General features: G+C 52.6%; 13 protein-coding genes and 1 other annotated feature. Of the genes, 12 read left to right on the top strand and 1 reads right to left on the bottom strand.

What is annotated here, in order from left to right:
* Positions 1–5: 5 nt before the first annotated feature.
* The 8 genes from GRF59_RS12875 to GRF59_RS12840 all read left to right on the top strand — a co-directional run bounded on the left by GRF59_RS12875 (position 6) and on the right by GRF59_RS12840 (position 10,293).
* Positions 6–2,024: a dipeptide ABC transporter ATP-binding protein gene (locus GRF59_RS12875; RefSeq protein WP_160498268.1), complete on the top strand. Its 2,019-nt coding sequence runs from the start codon at positions 6–8 to the stop codon at positions 2,022–2,024.
* Entirely contained in the window at positions 2,021–3,607 is a 1,587-nt protein-coding gene (locus GRF59_RS12870; protein WP_237391737.1) for a DHA2 family efflux MFS transporter permease subunit, read from the top strand. Before GRF59_RS12875 ends, GRF59_RS12870 begins: the two co-directional genes overlap by 4 nt.
* Entirely contained in the window at positions 3,604–4,680 is a 1,077-nt protein-coding gene (locus GRF59_RS12865) for an LLM class flavin-dependent oxidoreductase (protein WP_160497918.1), read from the top strand. The genes GRF59_RS12870 and GRF59_RS12865 overlap by 4 nt, the downstream gene beginning before the upstream one ends.
* A gap of 234 nt (positions 4,681–4,914) precedes the next feature.
* Positions 4,915–5,409, top strand: coding sequence for a tRNA (adenosine(37)-N6)-threonylcarbamoyltransferase complex ATPase subunit type 1 TsaE (gene tsaE / locus GRF59_RS12860; RefSeq protein WP_160497917.1), 495 nt, complete (start codon positions 4,915–4,917; stop codon positions 5,407–5,409).
* Positions 5,406–6,176 carry a tRNA (adenosine(37)-N6)-threonylcarbamoyltransferase complex dimerization subunit type 1 TsaB gene (gene tsaB, locus GRF59_RS12855; protein WP_160497916.1) on the top strand — a complete coding sequence of 257 codons (771 nt, stop codon included), beginning with the start codon at positions 5,406–5,408 and terminating at the stop codon, positions 6,174–6,176. The genes tsaE and tsaB overlap by 4 nt, the downstream gene beginning before the upstream one ends.
* 20 nt (positions 6,177–6,196) lie before the next feature.
* A complete protein-coding gene (gene rimI / locus GRF59_RS12850; protein WP_160497915.1) occupies positions 6,197–6,715 on the top strand; it encodes a ribosomal protein S18-alanine N-acetyltransferase in 519 nt (172 codons plus the stop codon).
* Positions 6,715–7,761, top strand: a complete 1,047-nt coding sequence (tsaD, locus tag GRF59_RS12845) for a tRNA (adenosine(37)-N6)-threonylcarbamoyltransferase complex transferase subunit TsaD (RefSeq protein WP_160497914.1) — start codon at positions 6,715–6,717, stop codon at positions 7,759–7,761. The genes rimI and tsaD overlap by 1 nt, the downstream gene beginning before the upstream one ends.
* Before the next feature lie 412 nt (positions 7,762–8,173).
* Positions 8,174–8,459: a binding site (T-box leader), on the top strand.
* A 283-nt stretch (positions 8,460–8,742) separates the two neighbouring features.
* Positions 8,743–10,293 carry a 2-isopropylmalate synthase gene (locus GRF59_RS12840; protein ID WP_160497913.1) on the top strand — a complete coding sequence of 517 codons (1,551 nt, stop codon included), beginning with the start codon at positions 8,743–8,745 and terminating at the stop codon, positions 10,291–10,293.
* Positions 10,294–10,744: 451 nt separating this feature from the next.
* On the opposite strand, the gene GRF59_RS12835 is transcribed toward GRF59_RS12840, so the two are convergent.
* Positions 10,745–12,694, bottom strand: coding sequence for an ABC-F family ATP-binding cassette domain-containing protein (locus GRF59_RS12835; RefSeq protein ID WP_160497912.1), 1,950 nt, complete (start codon positions 12,692–12,694; stop codon positions 10,745–10,747).
* A gap of 367 nt (positions 12,695–13,061) precedes the next feature.
* Between GRF59_RS12835 and GRF59_RS12830 the strand changes: the two genes are divergently transcribed.
* The 4 genes from GRF59_RS12830 (at position 13,062) to GRF59_RS12815 (ending at position 15,173) form a co-directional block, all read left to right on the top strand.
* Positions 13,062–13,700 carry a 5-formyltetrahydrofolate cyclo-ligase gene (locus GRF59_RS12830; protein WP_160497911.1) on the top strand — a complete coding sequence of 213 codons (639 nt, stop codon included), beginning with the start codon at positions 13,062–13,064 and terminating at the stop codon, positions 13,698–13,700.
* Positions 13,691–14,164: a cyclic pyranopterin monophosphate synthase MoaC gene (gene moaC / locus GRF59_RS12825; RefSeq protein WP_160497910.1), complete on the top strand. Its 474-nt coding sequence runs from the start codon at positions 13,691–13,693 to the stop codon at positions 14,162–14,164. Before GRF59_RS12830 ends, moaC begins: the two co-directional genes overlap by 10 nt.
* 41 nt (positions 14,165–14,205) lie before the next feature.
* Positions 14,206–14,691, top strand: coding sequence for a MogA/MoaB family molybdenum cofactor biosynthesis protein (locus GRF59_RS12820; RefSeq protein ID WP_136603735.1), 486 nt, complete (start codon positions 14,206–14,208; stop codon positions 14,689–14,691).
* Positions 14,692–14,903: 212 nt separating this feature from the next.
* Positions 14,904–15,173: a twin-arginine translocase TatA/TatE family subunit gene (locus tag GRF59_RS12815; protein ID WP_160498266.1), complete on the top strand. Its 270-nt coding sequence runs from the start codon at positions 14,904–14,906 to the stop codon at positions 15,171–15,173.
* Positions 15,174–15,187 lie beyond the last annotated feature (14 nt).

Below are 15,187 nucleotides of genomic sequence, written 5' to 3'. Positions count from 1 at the left end.
TCGACATGGAGCATCTGTCCGTCGATTTTCACACCCGGCGGGGGATGCTGAATGCCGTCCGGGACATGACGCTTCGGATCGGGACGGGAGAAACGGTATGCCTTGTCGGTGAATCCGGGAGCGGGAAAACCGTAACCTCCAAGGCCATCATGCGTTTGATCGACCATGAGAACGGAAGGATAACGGAAGGGAGCCTGTATCTTCAAGGCACCGATTTAAGCCGGTTGACGGAGGGCGAACTGCGACGATTCCGGGGCAAAAAAATGGCCATGGTGTTTCAGGAACCGATGACGGCCTTTGATCCCGTCTTCATGATCGGACAGCAAATCCAGGAGACCATTCTGCAGCATGAACGCGTTTCGAAGCGCGAGGCGAAAGCACGCGCGGTCAAGCTGCTGCAGCGCGTGGGCATCCCTGAACCTGTGCTTCGCATGAAGCAGTACCCGGGCGAACTGTCCGGCGGCATGCTGCAAAGGGCCATGATTGCGATGGCGCTGTCCTGCGGACCGGAGCTGCTGATCGCGGATGAACCGACGACGGCGCTGGATGTCACGATTCAAGCCCAGATCTTGCAGCTGCTTAAGGACCTGCAAGCCGAATACGGAATGTCGATTCTGCTGATTACCCATGATCTGGGGATCGCTGCGGAAATGGCTGACCGGATCGTGGTGATGTATGCAGGTGAAATCGTGGAGGAAGCATCTGCGGATGAGCTGTTCAATCTGCCGCGCCACCCTTATACCCGGGGATTGCTGCGTTCCATAGCTACGATGGATACGGTACGCGGCACGAAGCTGTACTCTATAGAAGGCTCGATCCCGAATCTATCGGCACTGCCGGAAGGATGCAGATTCCATCCGCGTTGTCCTTTTGCCTCGGAACGCTGCTCGCGCGAAGCTCCTCCGCTGGAGGGAAGTGGCGGAAGCAGGGCTGCCTGCTGGTATTCGGATGAATTAATACGCAGGGACGGTTGGCTGGCGAAGCCTGATGCCTCGGTGCAGATTCTCTCAGCGCAAGGGATACAGCGAGGAGCCGACGGTTTGATTCGGGCTGAATGCGAGGACCCGTTATTTGAGGTTACCGGCCTGCGGAAATATTACCCGGTCCGGGGCGGCGGCTTGGGCCAACGAAGAAAGCTGATTCATGCCGTGGATGATGTAAGCTTCACGATCCGCAAACGGGAAACCTTTGGTTTGGTCGGCGAATCCGGCAGCGGCAAGTCGACGCTTGGACGGGTGCTGCTGCAGATGGAACGGGCGACACAGGGCCGGATCTTGTTCGAGGGCCAGGACCTCACGGAGCTTGGAGGACACGAGCTGCGCCGTGCGCGCCGACATATGCAGACGATTTTTCAGGATCCTTACGGTTCGCTTGATCCGCGCTGGAACATCGGGGACAGCATCGCGGAGCCGCTACGGGTCCATGACGGCTTGCCCGCTTCCCGGTTAAAGGAGCGGGTCCATGAGCTGATGGGATTAGTGGGTCTTGATCCTGCTTGGGCGCAGCGCTACCCGCATGAATTCTCGGGAGGGCAGCGGCAGCGCATCGGCATTGCGAGAGCCATCGCGCTGAATCCCCGTTTCATTCTGGCGGATGAAGCGGTGTCTGCTCTGGATGTATCCGTGCAGGCCCAAATCATCAATCTTCTGCAGGATCTACAGCAGCAATTGGGTTTGACGACGTTGTTCATCGCCCACGGTCTGCAAATCGTCAGGCATATATCGGATCGGATCGGCGTGATGTACCTGGGCAAGCTGGTGGAGATCGCTCCAAGTGAGGAGCTGTTCCTGCGGCCGGCCCACCCGTACACGCGCGCGTTGATCGATTCGATTCCGCAAGCAGGCGAAGGAAAAGGCCAGCCCCTTGCCGGGATCGAGGGCGAAATCCCGTCGCCGGCTAATCCGCCGTCCGGCTGCCGGTTTCATACGCGCTGCCCAATGGCCACGGCAAAATGCCGCGAAGAGGAACCGCAGCTGCGCCAGATCGCTGCAGATCATTTCGCGGCCTGCCATGATCCGCTATGAGCCGCTCGCTGGAAGGCCGGAAGGATCAAGCGATGCAAGAAGAAGCCTACAAGGCGCATACCGGATCAAGCCTTTCCGGGAACGGCAAGAAGGACGTACGTTTTTGGCCCATCCTGGCAACGCTTTTTCTCGGTTCATTCGTCGGCATGTATCATGTCGTTTCCCTTAATGTATCGATGCCCGGCTTCATAGGCATTTTTCACACCGAGTTGAGCACGGTGCAGTGGATCATCACGGGGTTCTCGCTAGCCTGCGGCATTATCGCGCCCATAAGCGGCTATGTCAGCGACCGGTTCGGAGGCAAGAGGATATTTCTGTTCCTGCTGCTGGGCATTACCGTAAGCTCGCTGTTATGCGCGCTTTCCTGGAACATCTACGCTTTGATCGGATTTCGCATCCTGCAGGGCTTGTTTTGCGGATTGACCCAGCCGATTTCGCTGGCGATGATTTACCAGGTGCTGCCACGGGCCAAACAGCCATTTGCGGTAAGTGTATGGTCCTTCTCGACGGTGCTTGGTACGGCCATCGGACCTTCGCTCAGCGGATGGCTGCAGCAGCATGATTGGCATCTCATTTTCCTGGTTACGGTTCCCGTCGGAATCGCAGCCTGGGTCGCGGCTTTGCTGCTTCTGCCGACCGATCTCATAAGGGAACGCAGACGCTTGGACATGGCGGGATTTGCGCTTGCGGCATCAGGAAGCATGGCTCTTCTCCTGCTTTTCGGGAATATGCATCAGTGGGGGCCGAATTCTCCCCTGACTTGGATAAGTGCAGCTGCCGGAGGTTTATGTGCATTGTTCTTTATCATTCATGAGCTGAGAACGGAGACGCCGCTGCTGAATTTAAGGCTGTTCCGCAACCCGGTCTTCGCCGTCAGCTTGGGGGTGTCCCTTATTTTATCGTTTGCGCTGTACTCCGGCGTTTACTTCATTCCTCTTTTCCTCGAGGAAGTTCAAGGACTGAGCTCCTTTCAAGTCGGATTGTTATTCCTGCCGGCGGCGGCATGCCTCACCTTAGCCACCTTCCTGTCGGGCAAACTATATCCCTCTTGGGGACCTGCGACGCTCATAGCCGCGGGGAGCCTCATTCTTCTGGTGACGACCTTTCATTTCAGCGGATTGCGGGCGGATACCACGCTGCTGTCGGTCCTGATCTGGATGTCCATCCGGAACGTAGGAACGGGGCTGGCGCTCACGCCGGCAACCAGCGCGGCTATGGCTGCGGTCGCCGATCACGAGTCCGGCCATGCCTCGGCGCTGATCAACTGGCTGCGGCAGGTGTTCAGCTCCGTCTCGATCGGCTTGTTTACTTCCTTTTTTTATGCGCGGATGCACGTGCATGAGACGGGGCTTACCGGTGCGGAAGCATCCGGACGGGAAAGCGGATTGCTGCACCTGACAGCCTATACGAAAAGCATCGATGATGCCTTTCTGTTCGCAAGTGCAGGGGTGGCCTTAGCCATTCCGCTTGCGCTGCTTCTGCGAAGCAAACGGATGCGACATCGAACCGAGGACCGTTCAAGCCATCCAGCCGTGCATGAAGCCATACCATCAGATTCGCTCAAAGGAGGGTCCGTATCATGAAGGTCGCGTTGTTTAGTTTAATGATGAATCTTCCCAATGCCGTCACAGGAGAGTCGTGGACGGCGCAGCAAAAATTCCGGAACGTCATCCGTCAGGCCGTACTTGCCGAGAAGCTCGGCTTTGATGCTTACGGCGTAGGCGAGCGGCATGGCGCTCCGTTCCTGTCTTCCTCGCCGCCCGTCGTATTGACGGCCATCGCCGCCCAAACATCGCGAATTCGCCTGCTGACTACAGTGACGGTGCTGAGCGTTCTCGATCCAGTGCGGGTCGCCGAGGATTATGCCACGCTGGACCACCTGTCGGGCGGCCGCCTGGAAATGATCATCGGAAAGGGGAATGATCCGCGGCATTATCCTCTTTTCGGCATCACGGAAGAGGAGCAGTGGGAATCCATGGCCGAACGTTACCGACTCCTGAAAAGGCTATGGACGGAGGAGAACGTAACCTGGGAAGGCAAATACCGTCCAAATTTGGAGCAGGTGACGACGTATCCGAGGCCTTACCAGCAGTCCATACCGATATGGCACGGCAGCGCGTCCAGCACGCTCTCGACAGAGCTGGCGGCACAGTTCGGGGAGCCTATTTTCTCCTCGAACTCCTTCCATCCGCAGAGCAAGTACAAAGCCCTGATCGATCATTACCGCGAGCGGCTGGCCCATTATGGGCATGATCCGGCACGTGCCGTTGTTGGAGCGGGCTCGGGCAGCCTTTATCTCGGAACCACGACCGAGGAGGCGATCCGCCGTTATAAACCCTATTACAGCGCGTTTAGCGCAACCGAATCCTCGAAGCATAACCAGTCGCCGTTCGTCAGTCTGGAGGACATGATCGAGAACGGCCCGGCATTGATCGGCAGCCCGGAGCAGGTGATCGGTAAGATTTTGAATTACCATGAGGCCTTCGGCCATCAGGTGCTGAGCATCAGCGTCGACGGATTGACGGAATCGGAGCAAGAGGAGCAGCTGCAGCGTTTTGCCGAGGAAGTGCTGCCTGTGCTCAGACGCGAGATTCCAAGCACCGTGTGGGAGAGTAGGCCGGTTCTGTCCGTAGAAGGGGAAGCAGCCGTTTCCTGACCGTTTAATAATGCAAAGGCCCGCAGCTATTGCGGGTCTTTTGGCGTAGAATAAACAATATATGAGGACGAGATATCCGTTTGGAAGATGCAATGACGGAGCACTTTTGCGCAGCTAAGAATCAAGAGGGAAAATCAGAAGATGCCTTGGCTCGTCCTTGCGGGCAAGGAGGCAGACCGATATAATTAAGGACAAGTTATGAGATGGAAAAGATACTGAAGGTGGGTCAAGGGATTGGAACATAATCAGAACGGGGAACCGTTTGTTTATACCTCCCATAGTCCGAAGGATACCGAGGCGCTGGCTGCATGGCTCGCCAAGGCGGCTTTTCCTGGCGCTGTAATCGGTCTGGACGGAGATTTGGGAGCAGGGAAAACGGCATTTTCACAGTCATTTGCCAAGCACTTGGGCGTGAAGGGAGTCGTAAACAGCCCGACGTTTACCATTATTAAAGAATATGAGGGGCGTCTGCCTTTCTATCATATGGATGTATACCGGGTGTCGTTGGAAGAGGCGGAGGACCTTGGGTTAGATGAATACTTTTACGGCAGTGGTGTAAGTCTCGTGGAATGGGCACAAATCGTTCGGGAACTGCTGCCGGAGCTGCATCTGCATCTGTATCTTGAAACGACTGGTGAGACAGAGCGGAGAATTACGGTGCAGGGTTACGGAGAGCCTTATGAAGAATGGTGCAGAAGTCTGAAACAGAATGGAGTCTCTACAGAATGAATCAACCACAATCACAGCCGCTTAAGCGGTTTTTGGCGCTGGATACGTCCACCGCATGTCTTGCCCTGGCCGTTATGGAAAATGATAAAGTGCTGCATACCATCCAAGCGGCGGGGGAACGCAATCATTCGGTTCATCTGATGCCTCTTGCCCAAAAGGGACTTGCGGAAGCCGGGGTGGCTTTGTCCGAGGTCAGCGGAATTGCGGTAGGGATCGGACCTGGATCATATACGGGAACGCGCATTGCCGTAACGGCTGCCAAAACATTAGCCTGGGCCTGGAATATTCCGGTTGCCGGGATTTCCAGTTTGCAAGCTCTGGCTTGGAGCGGACTTCTGACCGCTGAGGGCAGGGGAAGCGGCGACAACTGGATCATCCCGTTAATGGATGCCAGAAGAGGGCAGGCGTATACGGCGTTATTTCAAGCAAAAGGAAACAACATGCCTGTACGCATGCAAGAGGATGCGATCCGTTTAATGGATCAATGGGTCGAAGAGATAAGCCGTCTATGGACGGATACACCGGAGAAAGATCAACCTGAAGGGGTCTGGTTTGTAGGCGAACCCGGTAATCATGAGGCTGCAATAGAACGTCTGCGCCCGCTGCTGGGCGAACGTCTTCATATCGCGGTATGTGATATGGAGGGTGAAGCGGTTGGCCGGCTGGGAGCAGAACGGCTTATGCATGGAGAAGGAGATGACGTGCACCGTCTGGTGCCTAATTATACGCAGCTGGCGGAAGCTGAGAAGCTCCTGCGCAAGCCGTGAAGGGAGTCTGTCATAGAGTCATGGAGCAGGAGCTATACCCGAATAACGAAGGTCTGACCTTCCGGCAAATGGCGCTGGAGGATATTCCGGACGTGATGGTGATCGAGCATGAAGCCTTCACGCTTCCCTGGACGGAGGAAGCTTTCCGTAATGAGCTGACGCAGAACCATTTTGCAAGGTATATGATCATGCAATATCTGGGTCAGCCGGTTGGATATGCGGGCATGTGGACGGTAATTGACGAAGCGCATGTCACCAATATTGCCGTACTCCAGGCATACCGGGGCCGTAAATGGGGAGAACGTTTATTGCGTGAACTGATGAAAACCGCGTCGCAGCTGGGAATGCTGCGGATGACGCTCGAGGTCAGAGTCTCGAATGACGTGGCACAAAACTTATATCGTAAAATGGGATTTAAGCCTGCGGGACTCCGCAAAGGTTATTATTCGGATAACCATGAGGATGCCATGATCATGTGGGCGGATCTGCCGGAGCGCGGCAGCGCTTATGGCAGTGAGGAAGGAAGCGAAGCATACTGATGAGTGAATTGCATAACGAACATGAACCCTGTTATATTTTGGCGGTAGAGACCAGTTGTGACGAGACTTCCGTTGCCGTTGTTAAAGACGGCACAGAGGTACTGAGCAATCTGATCGCCAGCCAGATTGAAACCCATAAAGCTTTTGGCGGCGTTGTGCCGGAAGTTGCTTCACGCAAGCATGTGGAGAATATTACGCTGATGCTGGAAGAAGCCGTGAACAAGGCAGGCATCGGCCTTCAGGAACTTTCGGCAATCGCCGTTACGCAAGGGCCAGGATTGGTTGGGGCGTTGTTGGTTGGCGTTGTTGCCGCCACCAGCTTGGCCATGGCGTTGAATAAACCGCTTATTGGTACACACCATATTGCCGGGCATATCTATGCCAACCGGCTTGTAGCGGATATCAAGTATCCATGCATGGCCTTGGTCGTATCCGGAGGGCACACGGATCTGGTATACATGAAATCGGAAGGCAGCTTCGAAGTGATCGGTCGAACACGCGATGATGCCGTGGGCGAGGCTTATGATAAAGTCGCACGCGCCATCGGATTCCCGTATCCGGGAGGACCCCATGTAGACCGACTTGCACTGGAAGCGGAGGAAGCTGTCGATCTTCCGCGCGTATGGCTGGAGCCGGATTCCTATGATTTCAGCTTCAGCGGTTTGAAATCAGCGGTGCTGAATGTCGTGAACCAGCGCAAAATGCGCGGCGAGCCGGTGGTCGAAAGCGCTGTTGCACGCGGATTCCAGGAATCCGTCGTGGAGGTGCTTGTTACCAAAGCCATCCGTGCTGTCAGAGCATATGACGCCAAACAGCTGCTTCTTTGCGGCGGCGTAGCTGCCAACCGCGGTTTGCGCAAGGAACTGGACCGGCAGTGCCAATTGGAAGGCATTGAATTGATCATCCCGCCGTTCGAATATTGCACGGATAATGCGGCCATGATCGGCGCTGCTGCTTATCTGAAGTGGAAGGAGCAGAAATTTACGGCTCTGGATATGAAGGCCATGCCGCAATTTTCGCTTGAAGAGTGGTCCGTACAGGAATAAATAGGCGCTTGAATGGATATCATCTTCATAAATACCTGTTGACAGCATTTGGATGAGATCGTATAATCATTTCAAATTCAAATGGATATGAGCAAACGCAATGAACAGGAGCAGTAGGAATCCGGGACGTTAGAGAACTGCGGGATGGTGCAACGCAGTCGAAGGAACCTGCAACTCGCCTGGAAGCGGAGCAGTGGAAATGCCGGATCGATATCCGGACCGGTCGTGCACACCGGATAGTATACTGCTACGGTTAGCCACCGTAAGAGGCAATTGAGGGGTTTCTTGGATTCCGTATTAGGAAGAAGAGGAGCAACAAGAGTGGTACCGCGAAGGTTAACAGCCTGTCGTCTCTTGCATAGAGATGGCAGGCTTTTTTGTATTCTCAAATAAGGACTTTGACTTTCATATACAAAACGCGATGAACGGGAGCAGTAAAAGGAATTCTGATCTTGACAGAGAGCTGCGGGTTGGTGCGACGCAGTGGCAGAATCCTTTGAATCTCGCCCGTGAGCGGAACGGTGGAAATGGAATCTTCCTGATTACACCGAATAACGGCTAGCCCCCGTTACAGGGATGCTTCACATCTGAAATATGACGAGATGTGAAGAATGAGGAGGGTGTTTTCTAACCGGCAAGGATCGGAGAGCACCAAGAAGAGTGGTACCGCGGAGGGTGAAAAGCCTGCCGTCTCTTGATAACAAGAGATGGCAGGCTTTTTTGTATGCTTTTATACGAAGCATAGTGCTTTGCTGCCGGCAGCAGTGGGCGGGTGAAGGGAAGCCGCAAGTCGACATGCGGTTTCAAAAAAAGAACAACCAGGTTCTTAAATCGAGCAAAAGTGAAGATAGCATCGGCGGTGACCTCCGGGCATCGACTCTAATTAGATCCATGATCGAAGCATGAAGACATGTGATGAAAAACAGTTATGGTGGCTAAGGCAACCGAATATATAAAAGAAAACTTAAGGAGGACCATCCCATGACCGATAAAAAAAGAATTCAAATTTTTGATACAACGCTGCGTGACGGAGAACAGGCACCAGGCGCAAGCGTGAAGCCGGAGCAAAAAATTCCACTTGCCGCGAAGCTGATCGAACTGGGTGTAGATGTCATTGAGCCGGGATTTCCCATTTCGAGCCCCGGTGAATTTGCCGCGGTACAGGAGATTTCGCGCAGGTTCCAGCAGGTGGAGATCTGCGGCTTTGCCCGCGCCGTCAAAGGCGATATCGAAGCGGCGGTCAAGGCGACCCAAGATGCCGCACGCCGTCGGATTCATCTGTTCATTTCTTCCTCGGATATTCATCTGCAGCATCAAATGCGCAAAACCCGGAAGGAAGCTGTAGCCTTGGCACGGGAGATGACCGCGTATGCCAGACAATTCTCCGATGTGGTTGAATTTACGGCTATGGATGCGACACGCACGCGGATTGAGGATCTGATCGAAATGGTAGAGGTGGCGATCGAGGAAGGTGCATCCATCATTAACCTGCCCGATACTGTTGGTTACGCATTGCCTCAAGAATACGGCAATATGTTCCGCCGTGTTCGTGAAGAAGCCAGAGGCGGCCAAACTGTGCAATACAGTGCCCATTGTCATAATGATTTGGGTCTTGCGGTAGCCAATAGCCTGGCAGCGATCCAAAATGGAGCATCCCAGGTCGAAGTAACTGTGAACGGAATTGGAGAGCGTACAGGCAACGCAGCTTTGGAAGAACTGGTCATGGCGCTTGAAACGAGAGGTGACGCGCTGGGTTTCACTACGGGCATCGCCATTGATAAGTTATATGAAACATCACGGATCATCAGCGGGGCGATGCATTTTCCGATGGCCTATAATAAACCGATCGTGGGTCGTAACGCTTTCCAGCATGAATCCGGCATTCATCAGGACGGCTTGCTGAAGGACCGCAGTACTTATGAAATTATGAATCCGGAAAAAATGGGCATTCCGCGGAGTATGATCATTCTCGGCAAACACTCCGGACGCCATGCTCTCCGTGATCGTCTGGCCCGTTATGGAATCGAGATTCAGGGCGAGGAGCTCAACGAATTCTACAATGTATTTAAAGAAGCGGCGGATCAGCTGAAGGTGGTCAGTGATAATCAGCTGCTGCAGATGGTCAGCCAGTCGCTGGGAAGACCTACACAAGTATATGAGCTGGGGGATGTGCAGGTCGTGGCGGGCAGTGCCTCCAACCGTGTCGCGGCGGTTACTCTGCATCATCTGCATGAGAACCGCGAGTCATCCCATTCAAGTATGGGCAACGGACCGCTGGAAGCCGTTATTGCAGCAATCAGCCAAGGCATTGATGCCGAGATTACGTTTGGCGATTTGGAGCTGCATTCTTTGAGCGGCGGCGAAGATGCCCATGCGGAAGCTGCGGTGAGCGTCGAACGGAAAGGTAAAACCTACCGGGGTACCGCTGTTCACCATGATATTGTCATGGCTGCAGGTCTGGCTTACGTGGCAGCCTGCAATAGTGCGGTTTTATCAGCGGAGGATGAAAAGCAAGAGATGCAGATGAATTAAATAGAGGCTTAGGAATCAACCCTCAGCCGCATTGTGCCCGTTACTTTAAACAGAGTTACGGGCTATTTTTTTGCAGCATTCGACAAACTTTTTGTCAAGATGTGGACAAGGTTATCCACATATCCGAGCAAATTTGTGTACAAATTCATGTTTAAGGCGGAAACCGTTGGTTTATAAGGGTTTTGAAAACGGGGATAGTGTTTTCATTTTCATGAAGCAAAATCTGTGGATAATGTGGATAATTTGGTGGATAAAAGTGGATGTCGATTTAGAAACTTAATTTAATCATAAAAAAATGGCCCCGGGGGCCATTTTTTGGAGTGAGTTATGCACTATTTATGTGGATAAGCTTGTGTACAAGGGTTATTCTCCAAAAATAAAAAAGTTTTGTGAATTTGACAAAAAGTTTTTTCTTGATCTCAAAGGCCTATACTCTAAGGCCTACACCAGGTTATTCGCTGGCGAGCAGTTCCCATTCGGCGAACACCTCGTCCAGTTCTTTCTTGGCGGTTTCCTGATCCTGCTGATGCTTCTGCAGCGCCATGTAATCTTGGTAGACCTCGGGCTTTGTCATCTCGGCCTCCAGCTCGGCAATAGCCGCCTCAAGCTGCTGGATTTGCTCCTCCAGAGCAGCGATTCTGCGTTGACGGCTGCGTTCTTCGCGTTTAGCCTGCTTGTCGGCTTCAAAGGAATTAACGCCTGCTTTGTCGGCGGCTTCGACAGCATTCTCCTGCTTCGATGCCTTGTCTCCGGCCGCTTCCAGCGCTTCCTTCGACAGTTCCTCAAGTTCCTGCTTTTTAGCGGTATAATCGTCATAATTCCCCAGGAAATGTTCCACGCCCTGCGGATGGAGCTCCACGATCCGTTCGGCCATTTTATTGAGGAAGTAACGGTCATGAGAAATGAACAACAGCGTGCCTTCGTAGTCGATCAACGCCGATTCAAGCACTTCCTTGCTGTAGAGATCCAAATGGTTGGTCGGTTCGTCGAGAATGAGCATATTGGCTTCAAGCAGCATCAGCTTGGCAAGGGCAACACGCGCTTTTTCGCCGCCGCTCAGTGCGGAGATTTTTTTGAGAACATCTTCGCCACTGAACAAAAAGTTTCCGAGCACGGTACGGATCCGGGCTTCCTCCATATGAGGATATTGGCTCCACAGCTCTTCGAGCACCGTATTGGACGGAGTCAAATTCGTCTGCTCCTGATCGTAATAGCCAAGCTTCACTTTGGTTCCCCAGTTGATCGTACCGGATTCTTGGCGATAGCTTCCTATCAAGCACTTAAGCAGCGTTGATTTGCCGATTCCGTTCGGACCGATGAGAGCCACGGTTTCTCCGCGGTGCAGATCGAATGACACATTCGCAAACAGCTTTTGCGGAGGCGTGAAAGAAACGGCAAGATCTTTTATCTGAAGCACGTCTTTACCGGACATATATTCAACATCGAAAGAGAAACTGGCTTTTTTCAAATCTCCCATAGGTTTGTCCAAACGATCCATTTTCTCCAGGGCTTTGCGTCGGCTTTGCGCCCGTTTGGTAGTCGAGGCCCGGACGATATTTTTCTGTACAAAATCCTCCAGCCGTGCAATTTCATCCTGCTGTTTCTCGTACTGCTTCATCGCAGATTCATATTCGGCTGCCTTGAGATCGATATAGCGGCTGTAATTTCCCGTGTAACGCTTCGATTGATGGCGCTCGATTTCCACAATGCTTGTGACAAGCCGATCCAGAAAGTAGCGGTCATGAGAAACAACCAGAAGTGCCCCGGAATAGGCTCTCAAATAATCCTCCAGCCAAGTTAATGTGGCAATATCAAGGTGGTTGGTCGGTTCATCCAGCATTAACAGATCCGGAGCCAGCAGTAGGATGCGCGCCAGCGCTAGTCGCGTTTTCTGGCCGCCACTGAGAGTCGAGATCGATGTATCCGGTGCGAAGCTGCCAAAACCCATGCCATGAAGCACGCTGCGAATCCGGGTTTCCATCTCGTAGCCGCCATGGTCTTTGAACCAGTCCGAACGCATCGCATAACGGTCGAGCAGTTCCTGATACTTTTTAGGGTTATCCATTTGTGCCGGATCGGCGATTTGCTGCTCGAGCAAACGAAGTTCATTTTCCGCTTCAATTAAAGGGGAGAACACATCCATCATTTCTTCCCAGATCGTGCGGTTCGATTGAAGCCCGCTGTTCTGCGCGAGATAGCCGATCGTCGTTTCCTTGGATTTGAAAATTTGTCCGCCGTCATACGACATTTCTCCGGCGAGAATCTGCAGCAGGGTGGATTTGCCGGCGCCGTTAACCCCGACAAGTCCCACGCGTTCCCTTTCCAGAATCTGCAGATTAATTCCTTCGAGCACGGGCTCTATTCCATATAGTTTTCTGATTCCACTTGCTTGAAGCAGCATGAGCTGTTTAACCTCCGTCTATGACGGATGAAATCAAAACTTATGAAGTATGATTCCATCCATCTATATCTAATGAATATAAGTAAAGATAGGCATCTTAATAACCCCAGTTTACATGAAATATGAAGAATTCGCGACTTGGAGGGCAGGACTTCAGACAATCTTGGCGAAAATGGAACAACAGTGGTAAACTAAAAGCAAACTGAATCGGCGAATGCCGTATAGGTTCGTGAAGCGGCTGGATAAGCGCCATATGTAGTTATAAATGTTGGGAATACGCTAGATATGGCTCCATAATGAAAATGAAAAGAATTTTTCGAAAATATGAAAGTTTATCTTTTTGAGGGAAGGCAGCTGTTTTTACGCAATGAACGGCGAAAATAGCACCATACACGAAATAAAGGCTCAGCTTCGCACCCGCATGTCACAGGTTCGCAGCCGTATTTCCGCGGAGCTGCACAGGGACTCATCCGACAGTGCGTGCAGACATGCCGCCATGTGGTTGAACAGGGAGAGTGTACGCAGCATGCTGATCTATGTGCCTTTCCGCAATGAGCTGGATACCAAACCGCTTATTGAAGAGGCATGGCAGGCAGGGATAGAAGTCTATGTGCCCCGCTGCCGGCGGGAGGATTGCTCAATGACGCTTCATCGATTGAAGCAATGGGACGAGCTGAACGTAGGAACATACGGTATATTGGAGCCGGAACCGCAGCAATCCCCGGCAATGGCGGATAACTTTTTGCCTGAGGCCGTTTTTATGCCTGGTCTTGCTTTTGACAGACAGGGGGGGAGGCTGGGATACGGCGGCGGTTATTACGACCGGCTGTATGAACGCTTCTGGCGTAGAGACAAGATGGCTAAGCTCCCGGTGTGGGTCGGCATTGGTTTTGATGCTCAGGTCATTGAGCAGGTTCCGATGGAACAGACTGATGCACGTCTTCAGTTTCTGATTACGGAGCAGGATGTGTACGAAATGAACAAGGAGGCAGAAAAATGGAACTGACACATTTTAACGAACAGGGCAGAGCCAAAATGGTCGATGTTTCAGACAAGGAGGTCACATCACGGACGGCGGTTGCGCACACGATGGTGAAGATGGCTCCGGAAACGCTCTCCCGTATTAAGGAAGGGATAATAGGTAAAGGCGATGTCCTCGCCGTGGCTTCGGTTGCTGGCGTTATGGCTGCGAAAAAAACATCCGATTGGATTCCGATGTGTCATCCGCTGCCGCTAACCGGAATTGATATCCAGTTTGCGGATAACGGAAATGATGAGCTTTATATAGAAGGAACGGTGAAAACAACCGGCAAGACTGGGGTGGAGATGGAGGCTTTGACGGCCGTTTCCGCGGCAGCCTTGACCGTCTATGATATGTGCAAAGCGCTGCAGAAGGACATGATCATCGGACCGACGATGCTGAAGTCCAAGACCGGCGGGAAAAGCGGCGATTATCAGCGCGAGTCATAGAAGTCTTTTAATCAAAGATGCGTAGGAGGAGGGGTGATCATATGGTGTGGAAAACAGCGATCTTGACGGCAAGCGATAAAGGATCAAGGGGTGAGCGTGAAGATACAAGCGCCCAGGTCATCCGGGAGCTGGTGGAGGAGGAACTCGGCGGGGAGATTGTAGAGTACCGGATTGTGCCCGACGAACAGGATGATATTATCGCATCACTCATTGAACTCACGGATTATTTTCAGGCGGATTTGGTGCTGACCACAGGCGGAACGGAACTGGCGATCAGAGATGTGACCCCGGAGGCAACAAGGCGTGTCATTGAGCGTGAAGTGCCCGGCATGGCAGAAGCGATGAGAGCGACGGTGATGCAGAAGAATCGGGGAGCGATGCTGTTCAGAGGTATTTGCGGCATCCGCGGACGTACGTTGATCGTCAATTTGCCGGGAACGCCCAAGGGCGTGCATGAGAACCTGGCAGCCATTATGGACCAGCTTCCGGAGGCGCTTCTGATGGTCACAGGACAATTCCGCCAATAACCAGAAAATTCCGCTGATTTTCTAAAATTGTCACACTTATTTGATATTGTTGTGATTTGAGTTATGGTATGATGTCTTTGTGGCAAAACTTTGTCTAAAATGAGAGTCGTCATGTCTTCCAACAACAACTTTGATTCTCTTTCCTCAATAAATCCAAGAGCAGACAAGCCTTTGGTTTAATGAGTAAAGTACAGAGAGGAGAATTTTATATGCTGAGCGGTATTGGTGTACCAGGAATTATTTTGCTGGTGATTTTGGCACTGCTGTTATTCGGACCGAACAAGCTTCCTGAGCTCGGACGTGCTGTAGGACGTACCTTCCGCGAATTCAAGGATGGAGCCCGCGAGATTATTGGTGAAGATGATGATGCTTCCCGCAAGAGCGAACCGGCGAAACCGCTGGCTGCAGCTCCGGTAGAAGCACAGACGGCAGCTCCGGTAGCCTCGCAGAGCGTTGCTGACAATAAACGTCTTCCGGAATAGTTAACAGCAACCTC

It is taken from the genome of Paenibacillus dendrobii (assembly GCF_009807035.1).
Classification (GTDB): domain Bacteria; phylum Bacillota; class Bacilli; order Paenibacillales; family Paenibacillaceae; genus Paenibacillus_AQ; species Paenibacillus_AQ dendrobii.
This window is presented reverse-complemented; position numbering and strand designations above follow the sequence as displayed.

What these genes read in the sequence shown, in the direction of transcription:
- tsaB (WP_160497916.1), top strand. Translation starts at nt 5,406, where the DNA reads ATGAATCAACCACAATCACAGCCGCTTAAGCGGTTTTTGGCGCTGGAT.
- GRF59_RS12820 (WP_136603735.1), top strand. Translation starts at nt 14,206, where the DNA reads ATGGTGTGGAAAACAGCGATCTTGACGGCAAGCGATAAAGGATCAAGG.
- GRF59_RS12870 (WP_237391737.1), top strand. Translation starts at nt 2,021, where the DNA reads ATGAGCCGCTCGCTGGAAGGCCGGAAGGATCAAGCGATGCAAGAAGAA.
- GRF59_RS12865 (WP_160497918.1), top strand. Translation starts at nt 3,604, where the DNA reads ATGAAGGTCGCGTTGTTTAGTTTAATGATGAATCTTCCCAATGCCGTC.
- moaC (WP_160497910.1), top strand. Translation starts at nt 13,691, where the DNA reads ATGGAACTGACACATTTTAACGAACAGGGCAGAGCCAAAATGGTCGAT.
- GRF59_RS12875 (WP_160498268.1), top strand. Translation starts at nt 6, where the DNA reads ATGGAGCATCTGTCCGTCGATTTTCACACCCGGCGGGGGATGCTGAAT.
- GRF59_RS12835 (WP_160497912.1), bottom strand. Translation starts at nt 12,694, where the DNA reads ATGCTGCTTCAAGCAAGTGGAATCAGAAAACTATATGGAATAGAGCCC.
- tsaD (WP_160497914.1), top strand. Translation starts at nt 6,715, where the DNA reads ATGAGTGAATTGCATAACGAACATGAACCCTGTTATATTTTGGCGGTA.
- GRF59_RS12830 (WP_160497911.1), top strand. Translation starts at nt 13,062, where the DNA reads ATGAACGGCGAAAATAGCACCATACACGAAATAAAGGCTCAGCTTCGC.
- rimI (WP_160497915.1), top strand. Translation starts at nt 6,197, where the DNA reads ATGGAGCAGGAGCTATACCCGAATAACGAAGGTCTGACCTTCCGGCAA.
- GRF59_RS12840 (WP_160497913.1), top strand. Translation starts at nt 8,743, where the DNA reads ATGACCGATAAAAAAAGAATTCAAATTTTTGATACAACGCTGCGTGAC.